General features: G+C 31.2%; 24 protein-coding genes. 16 read left to right on the plus strand and 8 right to left on the minus strand.

Annotated elements, in window-relative coordinates; genetic code table 11:
• Window positions 1-16: 16 nt before the first annotated feature.
• Window positions 17-400 (plus strand): serine hydrolase, encoded by a 384-nt coding sequence (locus Q0921_RS00580; protein ID WP_299251707.1) that lies wholly within the window; start codon window positions 17-19, stop codon window positions 398-400.
• A gap of 506 nt (window positions 401-906) precedes the next feature.
• Here the strand turns inward: Q0921_RS00580 and Q0921_RS00585 are convergent.
• Complete coding sequence (locus tag Q0921_RS00585) at window positions 907-3,483, minus strand: cyclic nucleotide-binding domain-containing protein (RefSeq protein WP_299251710.1); 2,577 nt, start codon at window positions 3,481-3,483, stop codon at window positions 907-909.
• Window positions 3,484-4,007: 524 nt separating this feature from the next.
• Between Q0921_RS00585 and Q0921_RS00590 the strand changes: the two genes are divergently transcribed.
• The 3 genes from Q0921_RS00590 to Q0921_RS00600 all read left to right on the plus strand — a co-directional run bounded on the left by Q0921_RS00590 (window position 4,008) and on the right by Q0921_RS00600 (window position 6,375).
• Entirely contained in the window at window positions 4,008-4,436 is a 429-nt protein-coding gene (locus tag Q0921_RS00590) for a VOC family protein (protein WP_299251713.1), read from the plus strand.
• Window positions 4,437-5,003: 567 nt separating this feature from the next.
• Window positions 5,004-5,243, plus strand: coding sequence for a hypothetical protein (locus Q0921_RS00595; RefSeq protein ID WP_299251716.1), 240 nt, complete (start codon window positions 5,004-5,006; stop codon window positions 5,241-5,243).
• A gap of 208 nt (window positions 5,244-5,451) precedes the next feature.
• Window positions 5,452-6,375: an alpha/beta hydrolase gene (locus tag Q0921_RS00600; RefSeq protein WP_299251719.1), complete on the plus strand. Its 924-nt coding sequence runs from the start codon at window positions 5,452-5,454 to the stop codon at window positions 6,373-6,375.
• A gap of 191 nt (window positions 6,376-6,566) precedes the next feature.
• Here the strand turns inward: Q0921_RS00600 and Q0921_RS00605 are convergent, their stop codons facing one another.
• A complete protein-coding gene (locus tag Q0921_RS00605; protein ID WP_299251721.1) occupies window positions 6,567-6,977 on the minus strand; it encodes an Lrp/AsnC family transcriptional regulator in 411 nt (136 codons plus the stop codon).
• A 168-nt stretch (window positions 6,978-7,145) separates the two neighbouring features.
• Here Q0921_RS00605 and Q0921_RS00610 point away from each other — a divergent pair, with 168 nt between their 5' ends.
• The 11 genes from Q0921_RS00610 to Q0921_RS00660 all read left to right on the plus strand — a co-directional run bounded on the left by Q0921_RS00610 (window position 7,146) and on the right by Q0921_RS00660 (window position 14,059).
• The gene (locus Q0921_RS00610; protein ID WP_299251723.1) at window positions 7,146-7,382 is read left to right on the plus strand and encodes a hypothetical protein; all 237 of its coding nucleotides are present in this window, start codon (window positions 7,146-7,148) and stop codon (window positions 7,380-7,382) included.
• Window positions 7,375-7,890: an N-acetyltransferase gene (locus Q0921_RS00615; RefSeq protein WP_299251726.1), complete on the plus strand. Its 516-nt coding sequence runs from the start codon at window positions 7,375-7,377 to the stop codon at window positions 7,888-7,890. Before Q0921_RS00610 ends, Q0921_RS00615 begins: the two co-directional genes overlap by 8 nt.
• 196 nt (window positions 7,891-8,086) lie before the next feature.
• Window positions 8,087-8,734 (plus strand): VOC family protein, encoded by a 648-nt coding sequence (locus Q0921_RS00620; protein ID WP_299251729.1) that lies wholly within the window; start codon window positions 8,087-8,089, stop codon window positions 8,732-8,734.
• Window positions 8,735-8,906: 172 nt separating this feature from the next.
• A complete protein-coding gene (locus Q0921_RS00625; RefSeq protein WP_299251732.1) occupies window positions 8,907-9,242 on the plus strand; it encodes a helix-turn-helix domain-containing protein in 336 nt (111 codons plus the stop codon).
• Window positions 9,235-10,140, plus strand: a complete 906-nt coding sequence (nudC, locus tag Q0921_RS00630; protein WP_299251735.1) for an NAD(+) diphosphatase — start codon at window positions 9,235-9,237, stop codon at window positions 10,138-10,140. The genes Q0921_RS00625 and nudC overlap by 8 nt, the downstream gene beginning before the upstream one ends.
• Window positions 10,141-10,159: 19 nt before the next feature.
• Entirely contained in the window at window positions 10,160-10,453 is a 294-nt protein-coding gene (locus Q0921_RS00635) for a DUF1330 domain-containing protein (RefSeq protein ID WP_299251738.1), read from the plus strand.
• 336 nt (window positions 10,454-10,789) lie between these two features.
• Window positions 10,790-11,173 carry a VOC family protein gene (locus Q0921_RS00640; protein WP_299251742.1) on the plus strand — a complete coding sequence of 128 codons (384 nt, stop codon included), beginning with the start codon at window positions 10,790-10,792 and terminating at the stop codon, window positions 11,171-11,173.
• Between the two features lie 110 nt (window positions 11,174-11,283).
• On the plus strand, window positions 11,284-11,871 hold the full coding sequence (locus Q0921_RS00645; protein WP_299251745.1) for a Crp/Fnr family transcriptional regulator: 588 nt from the start codon (window positions 11,284-11,286) through the stop codon (window positions 11,869-11,871).
• Window positions 11,872-11,970: 99 nt separating this feature from the next.
• The gene (locus Q0921_RS00650) at window positions 11,971-12,636 is read left to right on the plus strand and encodes a peroxiredoxin-like family protein (RefSeq protein WP_299251748.1); all 666 of its coding nucleotides are present in this window, start codon (window positions 11,971-11,973) and stop codon (window positions 12,634-12,636) included.
• Complete coding sequence (locus Q0921_RS00655) at window positions 12,633-13,466, plus strand: oxidoreductase (RefSeq protein ID WP_299251751.1); 834 nt, start codon at window positions 12,633-12,635, stop codon at window positions 13,464-13,466. Before Q0921_RS00650 ends, Q0921_RS00655 begins: the two co-directional genes overlap by 4 nt.
• A 185-nt stretch (window positions 13,467-13,651) precedes the next feature.
• Entirely contained in the window at window positions 13,652-14,059 is a 408-nt protein-coding gene (locus tag Q0921_RS00660; protein WP_299251754.1) for a hypothetical protein, read from the plus strand.
• 72 nt (window positions 14,060-14,131) lie between these two features.
• Here Q0921_RS00660 and Q0921_RS00665 read toward each other — a convergent pair whose 3' ends face one another.
• From Q0921_RS00665 to Q0921_RS00685, 5 genes are all read right to left on the minus strand, one after another.
• Window positions 14,132-14,737, minus strand: coding sequence for a carboxymuconolactone decarboxylase family protein (locus Q0921_RS00665; RefSeq protein WP_299251757.1), 606 nt, complete (start codon window positions 14,735-14,737; stop codon window positions 14,132-14,134).
• Window position 14,738: 1 nt separating this feature from the next.
• Window positions 14,739-15,257 (minus strand): signal peptidase II, encoded by a 519-nt coding sequence (gene lspA, locus Q0921_RS00670; protein WP_299251760.1) that lies wholly within the window; start codon window positions 15,255-15,257, stop codon window positions 14,739-14,741.
• A gap of 50 nt (window positions 15,258-15,307) precedes the next feature.
• A complete protein-coding gene (locus Q0921_RS00675; protein ID WP_299251763.1) occupies window positions 15,308-15,844 on the minus strand; it encodes a hypothetical protein in 537 nt (178 codons plus the stop codon).
• 4 nt (window positions 15,845-15,848) lie between these two features.
• Window positions 15,849-16,379, minus strand: coding sequence for a GNAT family N-acetyltransferase (locus Q0921_RS00680; RefSeq protein WP_299251766.1), 531 nt, complete (start codon window positions 16,377-16,379; stop codon window positions 15,849-15,851).
• Window positions 16,380-16,662: 283 nt separating this feature from the next.
• Window positions 16,663-18,228, minus strand: coding sequence for a hypothetical protein (locus tag Q0921_RS00685; RefSeq protein ID WP_299251769.1), 1,566 nt, complete (start codon window positions 18,226-18,228; stop codon window positions 16,663-16,665).
• A 248-nt stretch (window positions 18,229-18,476) separates the two neighbouring features.
• Here Q0921_RS00685 and lpdA point away from each other — a divergent pair, with 248 nt between their 5' ends.
• Entirely contained in the window at window positions 18,477-19,883 is a 1,407-nt protein-coding gene (gene lpdA / locus Q0921_RS00690) for a dihydrolipoyl dehydrogenase (RefSeq protein WP_299251771.1), read from the plus strand.
• Between the two features lie 77 nt (window positions 19,884-19,960).
• Here the strand turns inward: lpdA and Q0921_RS00695 are convergent, their stop codons facing one another.
• On the minus strand, window positions 19,961-20,431 hold the full coding sequence (locus tag Q0921_RS00695) for a hypothetical protein (protein ID WP_299251774.1): 471 nt from the start codon (window positions 20,429-20,431) through the stop codon (window positions 19,961-19,963).
• Window positions 20,432-20,489: the final 58 nt, after the last annotated feature.

A 20,489-nucleotide genomic window follows, 5' to 3' on the forward strand; every position in this document is an offset into this window, starting at 1 on the left:
ACGAATCAATAGTCTTTTGAAAAACTATGATGAGAAAGCTCCAAGCTTTACAATAGGGATTATGAAAGAAAACCAATTAGTTGATGAAAAACAATTTGGGTTAGCCAATTTGGAATACCAAATTCCGATAACAAGAGAAACTTCATTTCACGTAGCTTCCGTCTCTAAACAATTTACGGCCTTTTCGATTCTTTTACTTGAAAATGAAGGTAAACTTTCTTTATATGATGATATTAGAACTTATATTCCTGAAATGCGTGATTTTGAAAACACCATCACTATCCGTCATTTACTCAGTCATACTAGCGGTTTAAAAGACCAATATATGCGAGTTATCATCCCTGTCCGTAAAATGAGTTCAAAAAAGGAAAAATATTTAAAATCTTTTGAATATTGGTAATTAAATAAAAGACTGTACGTAACAAGGTATATAAAAGCGTGATAATATGAAAATAAATATTTGAAATTAGATTTAACTTTTTGAAATAGATAATGACCCGTATATCGTTTATGACCTTTATAATGGAACTGTTGACAAGATTTCTATTGTTGACGCACATCAAAAGGATTAGTGAAAAAAGTAACTTGCTACAAAAATGGCTCCTATGCAAAACCTTTTCCTAAATTCTAGGTCATAAAATAAGATATTTTATTTTTTAAATTATTTCATACTAATAGTTTTATATTGTTATAACGCCATTAAAAAGCACTGTCAATACTTTAACAATATCCATACAATTCCTCATCCTATATTACACTTTGAAAAGTGTAAGCCAAGTATCCTAATGAACAGTTGAATAGTCAAGCTCAGAACAATACACAGAAGAATACTAATTATAGACACCACCCCCAAAAACAACAACAACAACAACAACAACAACAAGAAAAGGGATTTAGATTAATACCTTATATAATATAGTCTTGATTTTCCAATTCTAGATTATCAGCTGTTTGTAACGCTTTTTTAACAGTGTTACTCCAGACTTTGTACCCTTCTTTATTAAGATGCAGGCCGTCTGATAGATATAGTTCTGGAAATGGTCTGTTATCTGTCGTAATCATTTGCCCAAAGACGTTTATATACTGCGCCTTTAATTCGGTTATAAAATATTTAGAAAGAAGTAAATTGGTCTCAATAATTTGAGGAATCATATACTCTCTTTCAACACTAGGTTTTAAACTAATTAAAGCCAGTTCCACATCAGGGTATTTGGCGTAAATCATCTGCACAAGCTCATTGCAACTTGTTAAAACTTCTTGTGGAGTTTTACCCTCACTTAAATCATTTTCGCCAGCATACAGCACAATTTTAGAAGGGAAAGCCTCTTTGAAAATTTCATCAAAATAATGAATACACCAGGTAAAGGTAGACCCGCCAAAACCTAAATTAACAACATTAAACGGTATAAGATCTTTTTGCATGCTTACCCATAACCGAACAGAAGAACTGCCATAAATTGCTATTAGATTTTCTTGTGATGCTAAGCCATTAACCCTCCTTTTTAATCTTCTAATTTCATTACGCCAAATTTCTGGAGCTTCTTCCAATTGTTTTGTAGCTGTAGGAGTCATAAAAAGTTCTTCTGCTCTTGTAATGGCTTGCTCAACATATTCTTGATAACTAATTTGGTATTCGTTTACAAAAGCAATTAGATCTTTAGTGGCAGTAGATGCTACCTTTTCACTTATCCTAAAAGGTTTTTTAATGGCGCAATAATATAATGATTTACCTATTCTATGGTCAAAATTTACCATAACTATTGGTACAATGTATGGTTCTGGAATTGTATGTAGTGCTAGTTTAAAAGCTCCTAGTTTAAATGGACCTGGAGAATCTTCTGTTCTATATGATGTTCCTTCAGGACTTATTATCAGATTACGCTTATTCTTAAGATGCTTGGTTGCCTCGTTATAAAAAATACTTCTAGCTTGTCTTTGATTCTCCTCTGTAGTTAGTTCAGATTCTTTTGTATACACGTTGATATACCCTAGGTTATCATAATAATTCTGATGACCATATTCTTGCCCTTTCCCTATTCTTACTGTTCGTATACCAGGTTCACCATATTTTTTATGTAAAACAAGGGCACTTAAAAAATGAGAATCTAAGGTTATTTGAAAATTGTTATTAAGGGTATAACCTAAATCATTTACTAAGTGATTATAAATAAAAATAGCACCTGTTTCATCTGGCAGATGTTCCCAACCTTCTATAACATGATCAACCTTTTGAAACATTTTAGTTGTTTGTTCTGCACATACTTTTCTATTGTTCTCAGTATCGGTTGTTCCCTTTTCTGCAACACTTTCATAGATGTTTTGTAATCCTTGTATAAACTCGAGTTCTTTTTGGTCTTCGGCTAGTAACTCCAAACTTAGAGATGCAATATGTTTTTCTAAAGCAGTACCGTTGTGAAGCATTTTTTCTAATGCAGTATAGGCGAATTGTTTTGTATTATTGTTTTTTAAAAGGTGTGGTACTTGATGCAAAGCAGAAGATACATGCATTCTAGATTTATTGTTTTTGATAAGCTGGTATACTGCCTGTAAATTATGTTTACCCAAAAGCCCTACATATCGCACAAAAGCAGCATTAATTTGATTGCCCATTAGCCAAAGTAATCTATTATAAAACAGCCCCTCAAAAACTTTATCTTTTGCAAATAGTTTAAGTAATTCTTCTTCTGGGATAAAATATGCTGATGTTTTTGTGGAGGTTGCGGCAGAACAAATATCATTCTCTTTTAAAAGGCAAGACCAACCAAATATAAAACCAGAATTTTTTATGGCGCGCTGTCTTATTTCTAGCGCATTTTCAATTCTTTTTATGGTAACTTCACCATGTATCAAAATAAAAAGACCCTTGGTATTTCGATCTTGTACATATAGTATCTCATCTGGTTCATATTCTCGCCGTACGGCTTTTGTTGCCATTAAAGACAAATACTTTTCATCAAAATTATCCAAGAACGGAGAACGCCTCATTAAAGAGACAATTTTTTCTTTGGTTGCTATCGGAGAAATAAAGAACTTTCTGTTTTCTACAAAAGGCTGATTCCGGACTGGATTCAGTAATTCCAATTGTTTTAATAGCCCAGTATGAAGTACATGATATAGTTTTGAGCCTATACTTTTTAGCAACGTATTTTCTGTATTGTTTTGTAAATAAGCAGCAATAGTATCAATAGAAATTTCAAAAAAAGAAACTTTTCGTGAAGCTACTACAGCCTTGTATGTATATCTTTTAGGAGCATTAAAGCCATTTAAACCTGTCGTAGTAAATGGTTCTGAATTCTGACAAACTAGTATGTCATTACCTGATTTTTCTAATGAAACGTAATAATTAATACTACCGTCTATGAGCCATCTGAATTTTGTAACTTTTTTATGTATATCGAAAATGATATGTCCCTTTTCATATTCCTTAATACATCCGTTAGGAAAATAATTCTGTAGTTGGTGAATGGTAATATCTTCCTTCAAAATCTATTTTTAAGGGTTAGTCTCAGGCTAATTTAACACGTTTTGTTAAGAAAATTAAGGAATCAGGTTATTTAAACAGATTTGTCAATATCAACCTTTTATTTTGCATAATTAATCAAATTAAAAGCCTAATTCGAAAAATAGTTAAATAGAAATCAATCTACCATTCGGGTATAATATTCTATACTTCAAATCAAAATACATCAAGCTTTTCGAGAACACATAATTAAGGTACGTTTTAAGGAAAGCTTACAGAATAACTTTATGGGACATGTAATATAAAATTAGCAGCTATAAAATATAGTTGACTACTGGTAACACCAAATATGATATTATAACAGATCTTAGTTACAAATCGAAAAGTCACTGTATTTTTGCAGTGGCATAAGATTTTAATACGGAAATTTATAAAAATCTGCGCAGAAGTATCGAGAAGCAAAGAAACATTTTGCTTTGCTCTAATTATATATTTGACGTTGGCAGTAATTAAATAAGGTAAATTTGACTTGAACCAATATTAAAAAATGAAAACAACAACATTTCTAACATTTGTAGGAGACCAATGCGGAAAGGCTGAGGAAGCAATAAATTTTTACACTACGATCTTTCCGAATTCGGAAATTAAAACCATAAAAAAATATTCTGAAGGAGAGGCAGGAGGTACGACTGTACTTATTAAATATGGAGTATTTACATTAAATGGAACTGATTATATGGTTTCTGAAAGTAATTATAAACACGCTTGGTCATTTACGCCTGCAGTTTCACTTTTCATAAGTGATAAATCTGACGATTTGATACAAACACTTTTCGAAAAGCTATCTTCAAATGGTGGTCAGGTGATGGTTCCGCTAGACAACTACGAAGGAGAAGGAGATTATGGATTTGGCAAGAAATTCGGATGGTGTGAAGACAAATATGGTATATCGTGGCAATTTGTGCTTTCTGAATAACAAATAAACTATTGTAATAAAATAACTACTAATCAACAATAGCTTATAGGTAATTACTTGTTTTCGCCAACTTCTGAAAGCCTTATTGGACTTTCTATAAGTAATTTATTCGTTGATTTTAGTGCTTAAGCAAGCAATGAAATAATGGAAGAAACGATGGAAACAATATAAAAAAATCACTTATTACACTATATAATAAATTAAGAGATTAATTTTTAATCCAAAAATTGTTGTCCATTTACTAAATTGTTAAGTCTTTCTAATTTCACTTTAAAAGAAAACACAAAATATTTGGTTCGTGACTAGATCAAAAACAATAACTTTTTTCTGTTCTACTTGCTTTATATAACATTACCACTAATTATAACGAAGATTCTTACTATAATAATATTTATCTTAATCACTATTCCTGCCTATACACAATATTCTTTTGAGAAATATCCCGTTCCAACATATAAAGAGTATAAGAATTGGAAACTTTATGACTAGACAGAAACAAAGCATACAGTCCACTACACTTTAACAATTGAACAATTTTTCAACGATGAAGATTCATTAACTATTCAATTGTCATCATTTACAGCTAATGTAGATAGTGCTTCTGTGATTCGGATTTTTAGAAATGAAACCCAAATTCAAAAAATGACTGAACAAATGTTTTTCTCGACCTTGAATATTGGTCAGCAACCAACGCGTATTGCCGATATTAACGGTGACGGGCTGCAAGATTTGAAAATTATTATCCCATATATGGGAAATGGAATAGCTGCTATGAGAAAAAAAATAAAGCAAAATATTTATATTTGACTAAGTACTAAACTGAAACGTATAAATTATTAATGCCCTACGTTTCTTATAAAACACGTTATATATCATTAACGAAAAACAGTTTTGAATGATAAAGTTGATAAGGAATTTTTTTTCGAAAATCTTCAAATTTCTTGGAATTATAATAACCTTAATTATTTTAGCAGGCTTATTTTTCCGCGCATTCGGTCCAGATTCTCATAAACCTATGGGAAAGCTTGTTAATATTGATGGAATTGATTTACATATCCATTCGACTGGAAAAAAAAATGACAAACCTACTGTTATTGTTGAAGGTGGTGCTAGTTCATCGACTGAATATTTTCATTGGTTAAGCGAAGGTCTGAAAGACAGTTTACGTGTTGTTAGGTATGATCGTGCAGGAAACGGATATAGTGAGCTAAGTGATTCAATACGTAACGCTGAAACAATAGCTAAAGAATTACATCAATTACTTTATAAATCAGGTGAGTCTCCACCTTATATATTAGTTGGCCATTCAATTGGAGGCCCATATATTCGAGTTTTCGCACAATTGTATCCGGATGAGGTGGAAGCTTTGGTTTTTATTGATTCCACACATCCTGAACAAGTCGAAAGATTGAACGCTGCGTCAAAATCTTCTTTTAGATTTAAAACTACACTTTTTTTGCTTGGCACTAGCGCACTTTTTGCAGATCTAGGTGTTTTAGGGCTTTTTGAAAGTTTCACAGACCCTTTATTGGCAGGAGAAGGACTGCCAAATGAAATTAATGAGAGGACAAAAGATTTTCTGTTGAATGGAAAACGAACGAGAGCATATAAAAACGAGATTGAAAGCTATCATGCAGTATTAAAAAGAGCAAGTGACGCAAATGAATTCAATGCATTACCTATACGAGTATTTACCGCAATTGAAATTAATAAAGAAGCGTATAAAGAAAATGGTATTGATCCAGATTTATTTTTAAATAGAGCAATATCATCACAGAAAGAATTCACTAAGCTTTCGTCTAATGGGAAGCAATTTTTGATCGATGGAAATCATCAAACTATTTTTACAAAAAAAAAGAATGCGGATATTATTAATGATGAAATAATTAAGTTATTGGAGAAATCACAAAGTGATAATAAAAATAACGACATACAATAGGTTTATAACTAATATCTGTGGTCACTGTGTACTTAGAAAATCAACTATTATTTCTTTCTGGTTTAAGAGAGTTTGTAAACTTTGGGTAAACTAACGCAACTAACCATAAAAGAAATGCGTTAGATGTAAAATTGAGTCTTTTAGGTAAAGATATGACAGAATTAATCTTCATATTTTTTTAGTCAAATAAATTATACCTCTAAAATAATACTCGTTTTAGAAGCACCGTACTTTGCAATTTTTTCAAGAAAGGAAATAAGATGCTTATTGTTTCTAAAATAGCCTAAAACGCATAAGCAATCATCACCAGTAACTCTATCACAACTTTGTACTTCTTCCATTGCTTGTATTTGTTTTTGCACATCAGATGTTCCTGTAGGTCCTCGGTGAATTACTAACGTTATATATGCTTTAGTCTCAATGCCCAATTTTTCGTGATTTACTTTTAAAGCATAGCCTTCTATTATGCCTTCTTCTTCCATTTGTCTAACGCGTTTGCCAATAGCAGGAGCAGACAATCCAACTTCTTTTCCAATAGTTGCGAAGCTTTCTCTGGCATTAATTTTTAGCATTTCAAGTATCTTTTTGTCTAGGGTGTCCATTTGTAATCAAATTTTTTTTAACTATTATTGGATATAATCGAATTCAAATATAGATAAATAAATTCGATTGTAAAGCAAAAATAGGGTATTACATTATATATTTGGTGTATTGATTTAGAGAAGAGTAGTTACCTATTTTAATTATTCAAAATAGAAAAAAGAGAAAGTATGAGTCCATTTTTAATTGATTGTATTGGTTATGGAGGTTTAGTTATAAACTTATATTCAATGTCCACTAAAGGTGAATATAAACTAAGATTAATCTCATTAATCGCTAATATAATTTACATTTTATACGGGGCATTAATTAGTGCAATTCCAATAATTGTAGGATGCACTATTGCTGTATTTCTGCATGGGTATCATCTAAGACGATTAAAAATTAAAAAGAACAGTAATGATTAAAATACAAATAGCCAAAGAAGCAGATACAGCCATTTTAGCACTTTTAGGAAGAATAACATGGGCTGAGTCTCATGGACATTATATAGATGATAAAAGCAATCTATTGAAATACCTAAACAATAATTTTTCAGTTTCTAAAACGAAACAAGATATAAACAACGCTAACAACCTTTTCTATATTGTTTATGTGGATGATTTACCTGTTGGTTACGCAAAATTAGTAATAAACGCCATAAACGAAAGTATTGCTTCTCAAAATAATTGTCGCCTTGAAAGGATCTTCATACAAAATCAATTTATACCGTTAAAAATAGGACAACAACTTCTAACTTTTGTTGAAGGAAAAGCTAAAGAATTACAATTAGATACGATGTGGCTTTCTGTTTACATAAAAAACAATAGAGCCATTAAATTCTATGAAAAAAATGAATTTAAGAACGTTGGAGAATTAAATTTTTTAGTCAATGGGAAAGCATATGAAAATATAGTTTTTTCGAAAAAAATATAAGCATGCAGACTATTCAAAATCTATGAATAGAAGAAAATAATAATACACAACGGGTATAATTAATAGCTTGTTCTATGTGTACCCGGAAAATTCCACGAATTTTCCTTTGGTTCGGTTTCTTTTGCTAACTTAGTTCCTAACCATGCGACTAAGCATATAGCAACACATTGTAAGTCATTAGCTTAACCAGTAAAATATGGAAATAGATCACATATTTGTTTTTTCCAATACTCTCGGAAAAGAAGCGGATAAATTGGTTAGCTTTGGTTTAACTGAAGGTAGTAGTCGATTTCATCCAGGGCAGGGAACAATGAATCGAAAATTCTATTTTGAAAATTTTTTCCTTGAAATCCTATGGGTTATAAACAAGAAAGAAATTCAAAGTGAATTGACGTCACAAACAAAACTTTGGGAGCGTTCTCAATTTAAGAAAAACGGATATTCACCTTTTGGTTTGTGTTTAGTAAATTCAAAATCGACTGACAAACTTTTTGAAATAAGCAAAGTTTATCAACCAAATTATTTTCCAAAAGGTATGTCTATTGATATAATTACAAATGAGCATTATTCAAAACTACCATGGACTTTTAGACTACCTTATAGAGACAAAAAGAAAACTAACAGTAAACCAATTGAACACTCAAATGGAATAAGACTTTTAACTCGAACGGAATTCGAAATGCCAATGGATAATAGCTGTTCAGAATTTAAAACCTTTTTTCAAAGTGTTAATGATATTGATTTTAAGAATAGAAATCGAACACATTTAACTCTTGAATTTGATAACAAAATTCAGGGAAAATCAAAAGAGTTTTCGGAATTGAATTTGACTATTAAATATTGAATACAAATGTTTTAGAATGCACGTTGTAAAACATTTTGAAAAAGTACTCTAACTTCAGATAATAGGAAACAATTAAAGACTATTTTTTTAATTTTCTAAAATAAGTTTGATTTTTATATGTTATTTGCTACATATTATGTAGCTTTGCTATCAATAACGTAGCAAAAAAATTATGTCATTACCTACACCAGGAAAACCAGTTAGAGGCTCAAAATCGGGAAACCATTTAATGGCTTTATTTGATTTATTAGGAAGAAGTTGGTCAATGGGAATTATCTGGAGATTACATGAAGGTTCTTGTACATTCCGAGTTTTACAGGAAAGATGTGAGTCTATTTCGCCAACAACCTTAAATAAAAGATTAAAAGAATTAACACAAGCTTTTTTAATAGAAAGGACAGTAGACGGATATGCACTAACCAATAAGGGAAAAGATATTTTCTTATTGCTTAAACCTTTAGAATCTTGGGCTAAAGATTGGGCAAAAAATTTTAAAACGGATGAATGAAGTACAGTTTTATAGTAATTATGATTTCAACAGAGCGGTTGAATTACGAGAAACCCTAACAGACTCTTTTGAAATTTCTTATATCCCAATTTTTAAGGATAACTTTTTTATAACTAAGTCGAGAGGAAATAATGAAGTAGTGATGGATATTCCTTTTGAATTGGCTACTTTATCTGATAAAAAATACTTTTTAGGTAAATTGAATGAAAAAGAAATTTGGTGCATTGACTTATCAGAAATAAAATACTCTATTGTCTCTAATTTTTTGTCGCACTCAAAATTAAGCTGTGTTCGCGATTGTTTTCATCTAATTAACGAAAAAGAAGCATCGTTACTTGCATATGCTAAGGGGGTTGCAACCTGGAATAATACGCATCAATTCTGCGGGAAATGTGGCTTTGCAACAGTCATTGAAGAAAAAGGCCATAGGAGAAAATGTTCAAATAACCTTTGTAACTCATTACATTTTCCAAGAATCAATCCTGCTGTAATTGTATTAATTGAATACAAACAAGAAGGGGCACCACCGTTATGTTTACTAAATATGCACAAAAAAGAATATGGTTATATGTGTTCACTCTTTTCTGGCTTTTCGGAAATTGGCGAAAGTCTTGAAGACACTGTTATAAGAGAAATGAAAGAAGAGGTTAATGTGACAGTAGATACTATTAAATATATCGCGTCGCAACCTTGGTCATTTCCATCATCTATGATGTTAGGTTTTTCAGCACAGTCAAAAAGTAAACAATTTAGTATTGATAATAAGGAAATAAAAAAAGCACAGTGGTTTTCTGCAAATCAAATTAGTGAGATGGTACAGAAAAATAAGCTTGTAATTTCGAAAACAGACTCTATCTCCAATTATTTAATAGAGTTATGGGTAAAACAAAATAGTTAAAATAATTAATGATAAAATTATGAAAAAAATCAATTTAACAATCGTTGCAACAATAAATCCGAATGGTAAAGAGGAATTAACACATTACCTTGAAAAAGTAGGAGTTCTTTATAAGAAAGTAGACGCAAAACCAATTAATAAATTTAAGATAACAAAACTGTTAATAGGAGATTATACACCTAGTTTAGTTTCAATCATGGAGTTTCCAAATATGAATTCATTGAATGATGTATTTGAAAGTGATGATTATAAAGAATTATTACCTTATCGTGAAAAAGCATTTTCAAAATTAGAAGCATATATTAGTGAATAAAAAAATGCTTACAGCAACGTATAGAATCAATAGTGGTTTTAATGTAGATTTAAATCGCTATTTTAATTAAATATAGGGAACTATTAAAGATTTTGAAAAGTCAACTACTGATTATAAAGCAAAATTATTTACTAAGAACAAAAATGATAATGGAGGCTAACAAAAATATCCGTAATTAATCTACACTAAAAGTACTAACGATTTATTGATCTTATATTAATACTAACCTCAAAATAATTGGTAATTGAAGAATTATAGCATAGAAGAAAATCTTAGATTGATATTTTTCAATAATAAAATTATAATTAAGATATTTGGTATAGTAAATTCTAATAAATGAATACTTTTTTATTTAATCATATAGCACTTTCCGTAAAAGATGTAGACAAAACTATTGAATTTTATCAAAAGGTACTTCAACTAAAAGAAATTAAGAATACTGCTTCTGACTCTAAAACTAGGTGGCTATCTTTTGGGGATGGTAAACAGCTGCATCTGATTCCTCGTCCAAATTCTGAGATAAAAACCGATAAGGCTGTTCATTTTGCTTTAACTACATCTGACTTCGATTCATTCGTAATGTATCTAAAAGAACTAAAAATAGACTACTCTGATTGGCTTGGTACATTAAACAAAGATTACATAAGAAAAGATGGAGTTAAACAGGTTTACTTTCAAGACCCAAATGGATATTGGATTGAAATTAACAATGATGTCTAGTAAAATTAATTTTATTAGTCAATTTTTTTGATACTAATAGTATAGACTTATGTATTACATTATACTTTTTTTAAATATTGAACTAAATAGCTTGAAAATTAGAAGAAATATTGAAAGATTACAAAAACATATTAAACAATATTAAGCGATACGTTTCTTTAGATGAAGACGATGAGCAACAATTTATTTCAATTGTTAGAACAACAAAAATAAAAAGAAGACAGTTTATTGTGCAACCGAATTTTATTTGTTCGCATCAGACTTATATATTAAAAGGAGCTTTTAGAAGTTATTTTGTAAATGATGAAGGAATAGAACATACGATTCAGTTTGCAATAGAAGATTGGTTTATAAGTGACTTTAACAGTTATGTAAATCAAAGTCCTGCGTCTTTATTTGTTGAAGCTTTGGAAGATTCAACGGTTCAGCAAATTACTTATGAAGATGTTGAGAATCTTTGTGATAAAAATCAAAAATTTGAACGTTTTTTTAGATTGGTTGCGCAAAAGTCATTCGCTTTTTCTCAGCGGAGAGTTTTATCCAATCTTGGTAAGTCAGCCGAAGAACGTTACTTGGACTTTTTTAATCGATATCCCTCTATTGTACAAAGAGTACCTCAATATACTTTAGCTTCATATCTTGGAATGTCACCCGAGTTTTTAAGTAAAATACGTAAACGTCTCACTACAAAATCTTGAACTAGTTCAAGATAATTTCCTAATCCAGTTCATTTTTTAAGGTGGTGTATTACTGCAACTTTGTAAAGTCAATTTTGACTTCATCTAAAGCAAAGTAAAATGAAAACCAAAACAAACTCTTATCAAGAAAACTTAAAGGATCTGCGCACAAATTTAGGAACTATGCTTCCTAAGGATGCACTTAACATTTTTGACAAGGATGCAGAAAATTTACAATTAAATCATAAATCAATTCTAAAACTTAAGGTTGGTGAAAAAGCACCGGATTTTTTACTTTCAAATGCAACGAACAAAATCATTAAACTTTCTGATTTACTGAAAAAAAGGAGAGTTATTCTTACTTTTTATAGAGGTTCTTGGTGTCCTTATTGTAATCTTCAGCTAGCACACTATCAAAATTCATTATCAGTAATTAAAGCATTAGGAGCAGAATTAGTCGCTATCTCACCTCAGATACCTGATGAGTCATTGAGCGTAAAAGAAAAAAATGAATTGAATTTTGAGGTTTTGAGTGATAACGGAAATATTGTTGCTAGAAAGTACACAACTGTTTTTACAAATGCCCATGCGCCTGTAGATACAATGACAGAACTTGGATTTGATTTTGATGCGCATTACTCTGATGATTCCAGAGAACTGCCAATTCCTGCGGTTTTTATTATCGAAAAAGATACTACGATTTCTTTTGCAAAATCTTTAGGTGGCGACTACAGAAACCGTGTAGAAGTATCAGAGATTATTAACGCTTTAAAAATAATACAATGAAAAATAGAATTTGGTTAATCACAGGAATATCGAGTGGATTAGGTAAAGCACTTGCCGAATCTGTTATTGAAAAAGGAGATTTTGTAATTGGTACATTTCGACAGGAATCACAAGTTAAAGAATTCAACAAAAAACACACTAAAAATGCAAAAGCAATGCTATTAGATATTACCAATGAAAAGAGCGTTAAAAATTGTGTTGAGGAAATCATAGCTGATTATGGTAAAATAGATGTGTTAGTTAACAACGCTGGAATAGGATTTGTAGGTGCTGTAGAAGAAACGTCTTTGGCAGAAGTGAGAAGTGTTTTTGAGTCAAACTTTTTTGGAACATTAAAAATGACACAGACTGTTTTATCATATATGCGTAAAGAAAAAAGAGGACACATTGTTCAGATTTCATCTCACGGAGGAATCAAGGCTTTTGCAGGTTTTGGAATCTACAATGCAAGTAAATTTGCTTTAGAGGGTTTTAGTGAAGCAATGGCACAGGAAGCAGCACCTTTAGGAATAAAGGTTTCAATAGTCGAACCAGGTCCATTCCGAACGAATTTCGCAGGTAATGGACTTGGACAGGCAGAAAATGTAATTGATGATTATTCTGAAACAGCAGGCGCGTTTAGGACTAAATTAAAAGGTGTAAACGGGAAACAAGAAGGCGATCCTATAAAAGCGTCTAAAGCGATTATCAACTTGATTAATTCTGAAAACCCAACACTTCGTTTACCTCTTGGAAAAGTAGCACTAATGACAATAGGAATGAAGTTAGACAGTGTTAAATCAGATTTGGAAAAGAATAGAAAAATTGCCGAAAATGCGGTTTATGATTAAAAATCGCTTATTATAATAATGTATAAAAAATAACAGTATTAGCGCTAGCCAATTGGTTAGCGCTTTTTTAGTATCATTTGTATTACTCATAAAAATCTTGGTGTATTTTTCATTCTTTTTATAATCATTAAATTAGTTGTTTAAACACAATTAATCTTATGCATAACAGATAATAACAATCAGAAATGACTGATATATTAAAGTTAGTACGAATTCAGGTTTTCCTTGTCATTCTGTTTTTGGTTTTTAAATTTATCCGCCCTACAGTTTTGAATAGTGATTCTCCTGAATGGATAAAAATCACTTTACTATCACTGCCAAACTTCTTTGAAGCTTTTATTGGAACACTAATATTAACAGGTATTGGACTTTACTTGAATCTCAGAACACTAGGTAGAAAAAGACAAATCAAAAGAAATCTTATATATGCGATGGCTCCAATAATAGCTGGAGTTTATGTGATAACTCAAGAGTTAAAACTCCACAATTTAGGAGGTAATAATGTATACGACGTTAATGATTTAATATTTTCAGTTATCGGGCTTATAATCGGATACTTAATAGTTATACTTATTAAACCAAGGATTTATTAAGTAGTAGAGGAACAATCAGTATAAATAAATTAATTACTAAAAAAAAGAATTAAAAAATTTCGGATCAACATTTTAAGAATGCCCCCAATTATTCGGATCATTACTATCGTTGGGAGATAAGCCAATGATATCGCCATCGGTATTTACACCAAGACCAACCACGGTTCTGTTTACGTAGTTAAAATAGCTCACAACCTGATTGATCTCTAGAATTTCTCCGTCTGTTAGACTATATTTTCTAAGGTTCTTAATATCTGATTGAGTAATCGTATGATGTGATAATGTCAATTTTTTAGCGTATAGCAATCCTTCCAGATATCGATCATTAAAAAAAGAATCCATTTCACCATCTTGAATACACGCTATAATTTTCTTGAATTTATTATTATCAGCTAACAAACGTTTCAATCCAGCCGAATGATGATCTACGCAATAGCTACATTGATTGAGATGACTTACATAAACACCTAGTGTTTCTAGATACCATTTCGGTAAGGTATTATTAACATTATGGAGTATGTTTTTGTACAAGCCCATATGACCTACCAACGTATGAGGGCGTAGGCTATGAATAGATAAAACATTATCTATGTTATTATTGGGGCCTTTGACACGATTATATATTCGTTCTAGTTGACCAGTAGCATTTTCGAACGAAATTTCTTTGATCCAACTCATATTATGCATTTACTTCTTTAAAGAATGATCCTTTTTTATTAAAAAGTACTGTGATTAATATGATAAATGAGCCAATCATAATAGAGACATCTGCCATATTAAATATTTCAGTTTTTATAAACCCTAAGTCCATAATCATAAAATCGGTTACAGATCCGTAAACGATGCGGTCGTAAAGATTACCAATTCCTCCTCCAATTATAAAAGTAAAACCAAGTATAGTTTCTTTAGAGTAACTTGTTTTGATAAGAATGAGCCTTAGTAAGAATAGCAGAACGATAATAGGTAAAATCTGTAAAAAAATTATTTTTAGTACAGGTGCTAGATCAGATCCTAAACTATAGGCAGCACCTCTGTTTTCGACTTTGGTAAGTACTAGGTTATTTTGAAATACTTCAATCCTTTGATTGGGAGCAATAGTTTGTCGTACTACGGTCTTTGATACCTGATCACACCCTATATTGAGTAATACTAGAGATAGTACAAGCAGTACTCTTATTTTTCTGGTTATTTTCTTCATACACTTTAATTAACGATAGAATTTTTTAAATGTAGCGGTAAAGCTCATTATTATTTATGCTTCCAGTATTTTTTATAGTCTGAAAGGGAGAAAGCATCATCAAAAGATTGTTTATTTACAGTGTTTTTTTCATTAGAATCATAATCTATCAGTATTTTCCAGAAACCACCTTCTAATCTTAGGACTACATGAAATTGTCCATAAGAATATTCCGTTCCACTTTTATCGCTTCTATAGGTTACTCGATAAATACCTCGGTCAGATACTAATGAGTCCGAAGTCACTCTCTCAAATAATCTAAAATCTATAGGTGATGCTTTCGTTTTAGGGTCGCTCCATCTTTTTTGAGATCTTTCCAGATATTTTTCCACATCTTTAATTTCACCACCATTACCACCGGTTATTCTAATCATCTCTTTACTATGAATTGACGCAAATAGGGGATAATCTAAATTTTCATAAGCTTCAGAGAAGCTACCATACATATCTTGATTGATCTTTTGGTGAAGTTTTTCTTCCTGAGCTGATAAAAAATTTATACCGCCTACAATAAAAATTATAAAGATTTTTTGAAATATAGACTTCATACTATTACATTTTCTGATATAATACACAAGATACTAAATCTGTATAATCAGTTAACTTAGGATGATCAAAAACCTTCACTTTAGTCATTCCGACTTTTTTCATAATCAATTCAGATTTTAAGTTAATCTCTGAAGCAACTGAGTAAATACGATCCAAACCAATCGTATTAAACCCAAAATCCAAGCTGGCTTTAGCACCTTCAGTAGCATAGCCTTGATTCCAGATACTTTTTTTTAACCGCCAACCGATATCTACAAATGTATCTTGATCTTCTAAATAACTTTGTTCACAGAGTCCGATGAATCCTATAAATTCTTTAGAATCAAGAATATCCACTGCAAAATAACAAAAGTCATTTTTAGCAAACTGTTTTTGCATTCTTAGTATGAACTCTTTTGTATCTTTTCTGGAAGGTTTAAAAGGAAAAAACTCCATCACATCATCATCATTGTTCATGGCTGCTAGTGGATCTATATCATCTCGTGTCCAGTTACGAAAACCGAGTCTCTCGGATTGAAAAATATATGGATTCATATGAACTAAAAAATTAAAGTAATTTCAAGGTAAATATAAATTGATCAATTAGAAAGTAAAGGAATATATAATCTAAAAAAATCAAAAAAAACTACCCGTTTAGTTTGGGTAGAATATGATTTGGATAAACTATTTAGACAAATGGTTCTTTTATCAAATTAGAATCACTTTTGTCAATAAATAAGAAGAATGACGTTCTCATAATAAAACTTACTTCAAGAATATATAATTAGTTATTTTTAGAAGTGAAGGTCCTATACAGCGTTATTTTTATGTTTGAATTTTAATTTCCATCCATTTCAAAAGTAACACTTTCATAAGCACCAATATCAGGAACAGTGGTACTTCTTGGTATCCCTAAAATATCATTTCCAGAAGATGGAGTATTAGCTTGACCGTTTGCAGCAGAATCTTCACCTATATTTAATAAATTATCAAAAGGAGCTTTGAAATCAGGATCCTCGTTTAAAAAAACATTTTCGTATAAACCAGTATTTGTAAAATCATATAATTCATTATCTAAAAACTGTCCATTAAAGTCATTAAAACGAATCAAACTGTTCTGGAAATTATAATTAAAAACAGTTCCTTCAGCTCTGTTAATTCCTAGTTCTAAGTTTTCATTCCCATAAATTATACAATTTGTAAAATTAGCTTCTAACAAATCAGTAGTAAGAATTTCTGTAATATTACCATTTTCATCTCTAACTAGAAAAAGGTTATCAATAGCAACGGAAGGAGTTTCTCTAAAACTAGAATTCCAGTAGTTGGCAAATGTGCAATGATTAAAATTGTAGGTTCCTCCAAAAGAAGCATATAAAGAAGATATTCCTGCATTGTTTATCACCACGTTTTCTCCCATAATGTTGGCTGTCCTAGCTAATATACCATAAGCAGAAGTATTATAGATTTGTGAATTGCTAATTGTAAGGGTAGGATTTATTCCTCCATCATTAGAATCCATTAATATACCTACGGTAGCGTTTTTTATGGTAGCATGATTGATCACATGACCTGTACTACCTGCTGTAAGCCAAATCAATCCCCATTGACCTGGAACATCACTAAAACCAGGCTCTAACCGATCACTCTCGAAGATTACTTCATTTTCCAAAGTATCGGGATCAGTACTAATTTCTCCATTCACTAATAAAGTAGCATTATTAGCAGCAATAATTCCTGATCCATCGTGAAAATGTATTCTTGCTCCAGCTTCGATCGTTAATGTTCTATCTGATGGAATCGCGGCAAATCCATAGATCACATAAGGCTTTTCATTAGTAAAGATGAGTTCGTCATCTTCTAAGAAGAACCCCTCAATTCGTATTTCTTCCATGTTGTCATCAACTCCGAGAAGAAGTGTTTCTACCATACCCTCATCATCTCTGGAAGGAAATAGAAATACCGCATCTTTAACCAGTGTTACTAAATCCACGTCCTGTTGATTTCCAATAGGGTCAAAAAGCACACGATCGGTATATAAAAATTCTAAGTCACCTGTTTGTTGGGTGATATCCGTAGTGGTTTCTACAAAAACGAAAATACTGTCTTTGGCAAGTACCTGAATATTTTCAAATGATTTACCCGGAATACCATCTACATTAAGACGATAATTAGAGTTTTCACCTCTCTCTAAAGCTATTGAAGGAATATTAAGATCATTGTTTGTTCGGTTATAAACTTTAAAACTATAGGTACTGGAACCAATATTAGTAAAAACAGTATCTAGAAATAAAGTATCCGAAGAAAATTGTAAGTTACCAGTGCTGGGGTCAGCTTCAAAATCTTTACGACAAGAACTCCATAAAATGATAATAGCAAGTAAGAGAAGAGTAGATAAATAACGCATTATTTAGTTTCTATGTTTATTAAAATATGATTAATAACTTCATCAAAATAAGGGTATACTTTTTAAAAGTGTATTAACGGACTAAATGTATAACTTTTTAATCAGTACTAATATTGCTTTTTTAATAAAAATTTGACAAGATCATCCCTTCTATAAGAAGTAAAACATTTGTACATTTGTTAATCTTATTTTCAGAATAAGAACTATTTAAACGTTTATATTTTAATACGTCAACATAATAATCTCTTATGAGTACATACGATGTAGCCGTAATTGGCTCAGGACCTGGTGGATATGTTGCAGCTATCCGTTGCGCACAACTAGGTATGAAAACTGCAATAATCGAAAAATATTCTACACTTGGAGGAACTTGTCTTAATGTAGGGTGTATTCCTAGTAAAGCATTATTAGATTCTTCGCACCATTACGAACATGCTGTAAAGCATTTTGCAGATCACGGAATCGAAATTCCAGGAGATGTAAAGATCAATCTGGAAAAAATGATTGCCCGAAAGCAAGCAGTGGTGGATCAAACAACTGGTGGTGTTGATTTTTTAATGAAAAAGAATAAGATAGAGCGATATGAAGGTGTTGGTTCTTTTAAAGATGCAACACATGTGAATATTACGAAGTCTGATAAGTCTGTAGAAACTATTGAAGCTAAGAATATCATTATTGCTACAGGATCTAAACCTTCTTCATTACCTTTTATTACCATAGATAAGAAAAGAGTTATTACTTCTACAGAAGCATTAAAGCTGAAAGAGATACCTAAACATATGGTTATTATAGGTGGTGGTGTTATAGGGTTGGAATTAGGACAAGTATATCGTCGTCTAGGAGCTGAGGTTTCAGTAGTGGAGTATATGGATAGAATTATTCCAGGAATGGATAAAGCTTTATCCAGAGAACTACAAAAAGTGATGAAAAAACAAGGTGTCAAGTTTTATACGTCTCATAAGGTAACTGGAGTAAAAGCTACTGCTAAGGAAGTAACAGTTACAGCAGATGATAAAAAAGGAAACCCTGTAGAATTTAAAGGAGATTACTGTTTGGTTTCTGTTGGTCGTCGTCCGTATACTGATGGCTTAAATGTGGAAGCAGCAGGAGTGAAGCTTACTGATAGAGGACAAGTAGAAGTTAATGATCATTTACAAACTTCGGTTAAGAATATATATGCAATTGGAGATGTGGTAAAAGGAGCGATGTTAGCTCATAAAGCTGAAGAAGAGGGAACTTTTGTTGCAGAAATTATGGCAGGGCAAAAGCCGCATATTGATTATAATTTAATTCCTGGTGTAGTATATACGTGGCCAGAAGTTGCAGCTGTTGGAAAAACTGAAGAAGAATTGAAGGAAGCTGGTGTTAAATATAAATCAGGACAGTTTCCATTTAGAGCATTGGGTAGATCAAGAGCGAGTGCAGATTTAGATGGTTTTGTAAAGATATTAGCAGATGAGAAAACCGATGAGGTTTTAGGAGTGCATATGATTGGAGCTCGTTGTGCGGATTTAATTGCAGAAGCAGTTACTGCTATGGAGTTTAGAGCATCTGCGGAAGATATAAGTAGAATGTCTCATGCACATCCAACGTTTACAGAAGCTATAAAAGAAGCAGCTTTAGCTGCAACTGATAATAGAGCTCTACACGTATAGTTTTTATAAAAATATTAGATATGAAAAAAGCGAACTAGAATATAGTTCGCTTTTTATTTTTTCTAGCTATTATCGTCTTATAAGTTATTCCCTATATTTCCCTCAGCAACCACGATAGATGGATCATCATTATTAAAAATCGTAATATGACCATCGAAGGTAGTTAACCCCGGATAATCTAAAATCTCATTTTCAATAACTAATCGATCTAATGAATCAAAATTAGTTGAACTTATCATTAAGTCAGAATTTTCTATATCATAAAAATCCCCAAGTAAGTATGTAACATCACCGCCATTTGATAGTGAATTGTTATGGATATTAGCTGTGTAAGATTCTTCTAATTCAGCACCAGTGAGATGTACCTTTATCGAGAATATGTCATCATAGACTGAAGACCCTATAAAAAATATAGAACCACTAATTCCAGAGTTGTTAGCTTCTTGTAAGATGTATTCTTTAATTATAACTTCTTCATCATCATCATTATTATTACAAGAAGAAAAAAAGATAACAACAGTTAATAAGAGTAAAATTAATTTTTTCATTTATAAAAGTTTTAAGGTTTCCCTAAAAGACTTTAAGCACAAAAAGAAAGTTGCAATT

Source organism: uncultured Aquimarina sp. (assembly GCF_947496855.1).
Taxonomy (GTDB): domain Bacteria; phylum Bacteroidota; class Bacteroidia; order Flavobacteriales; family Flavobacteriaceae; genus Aquimarina.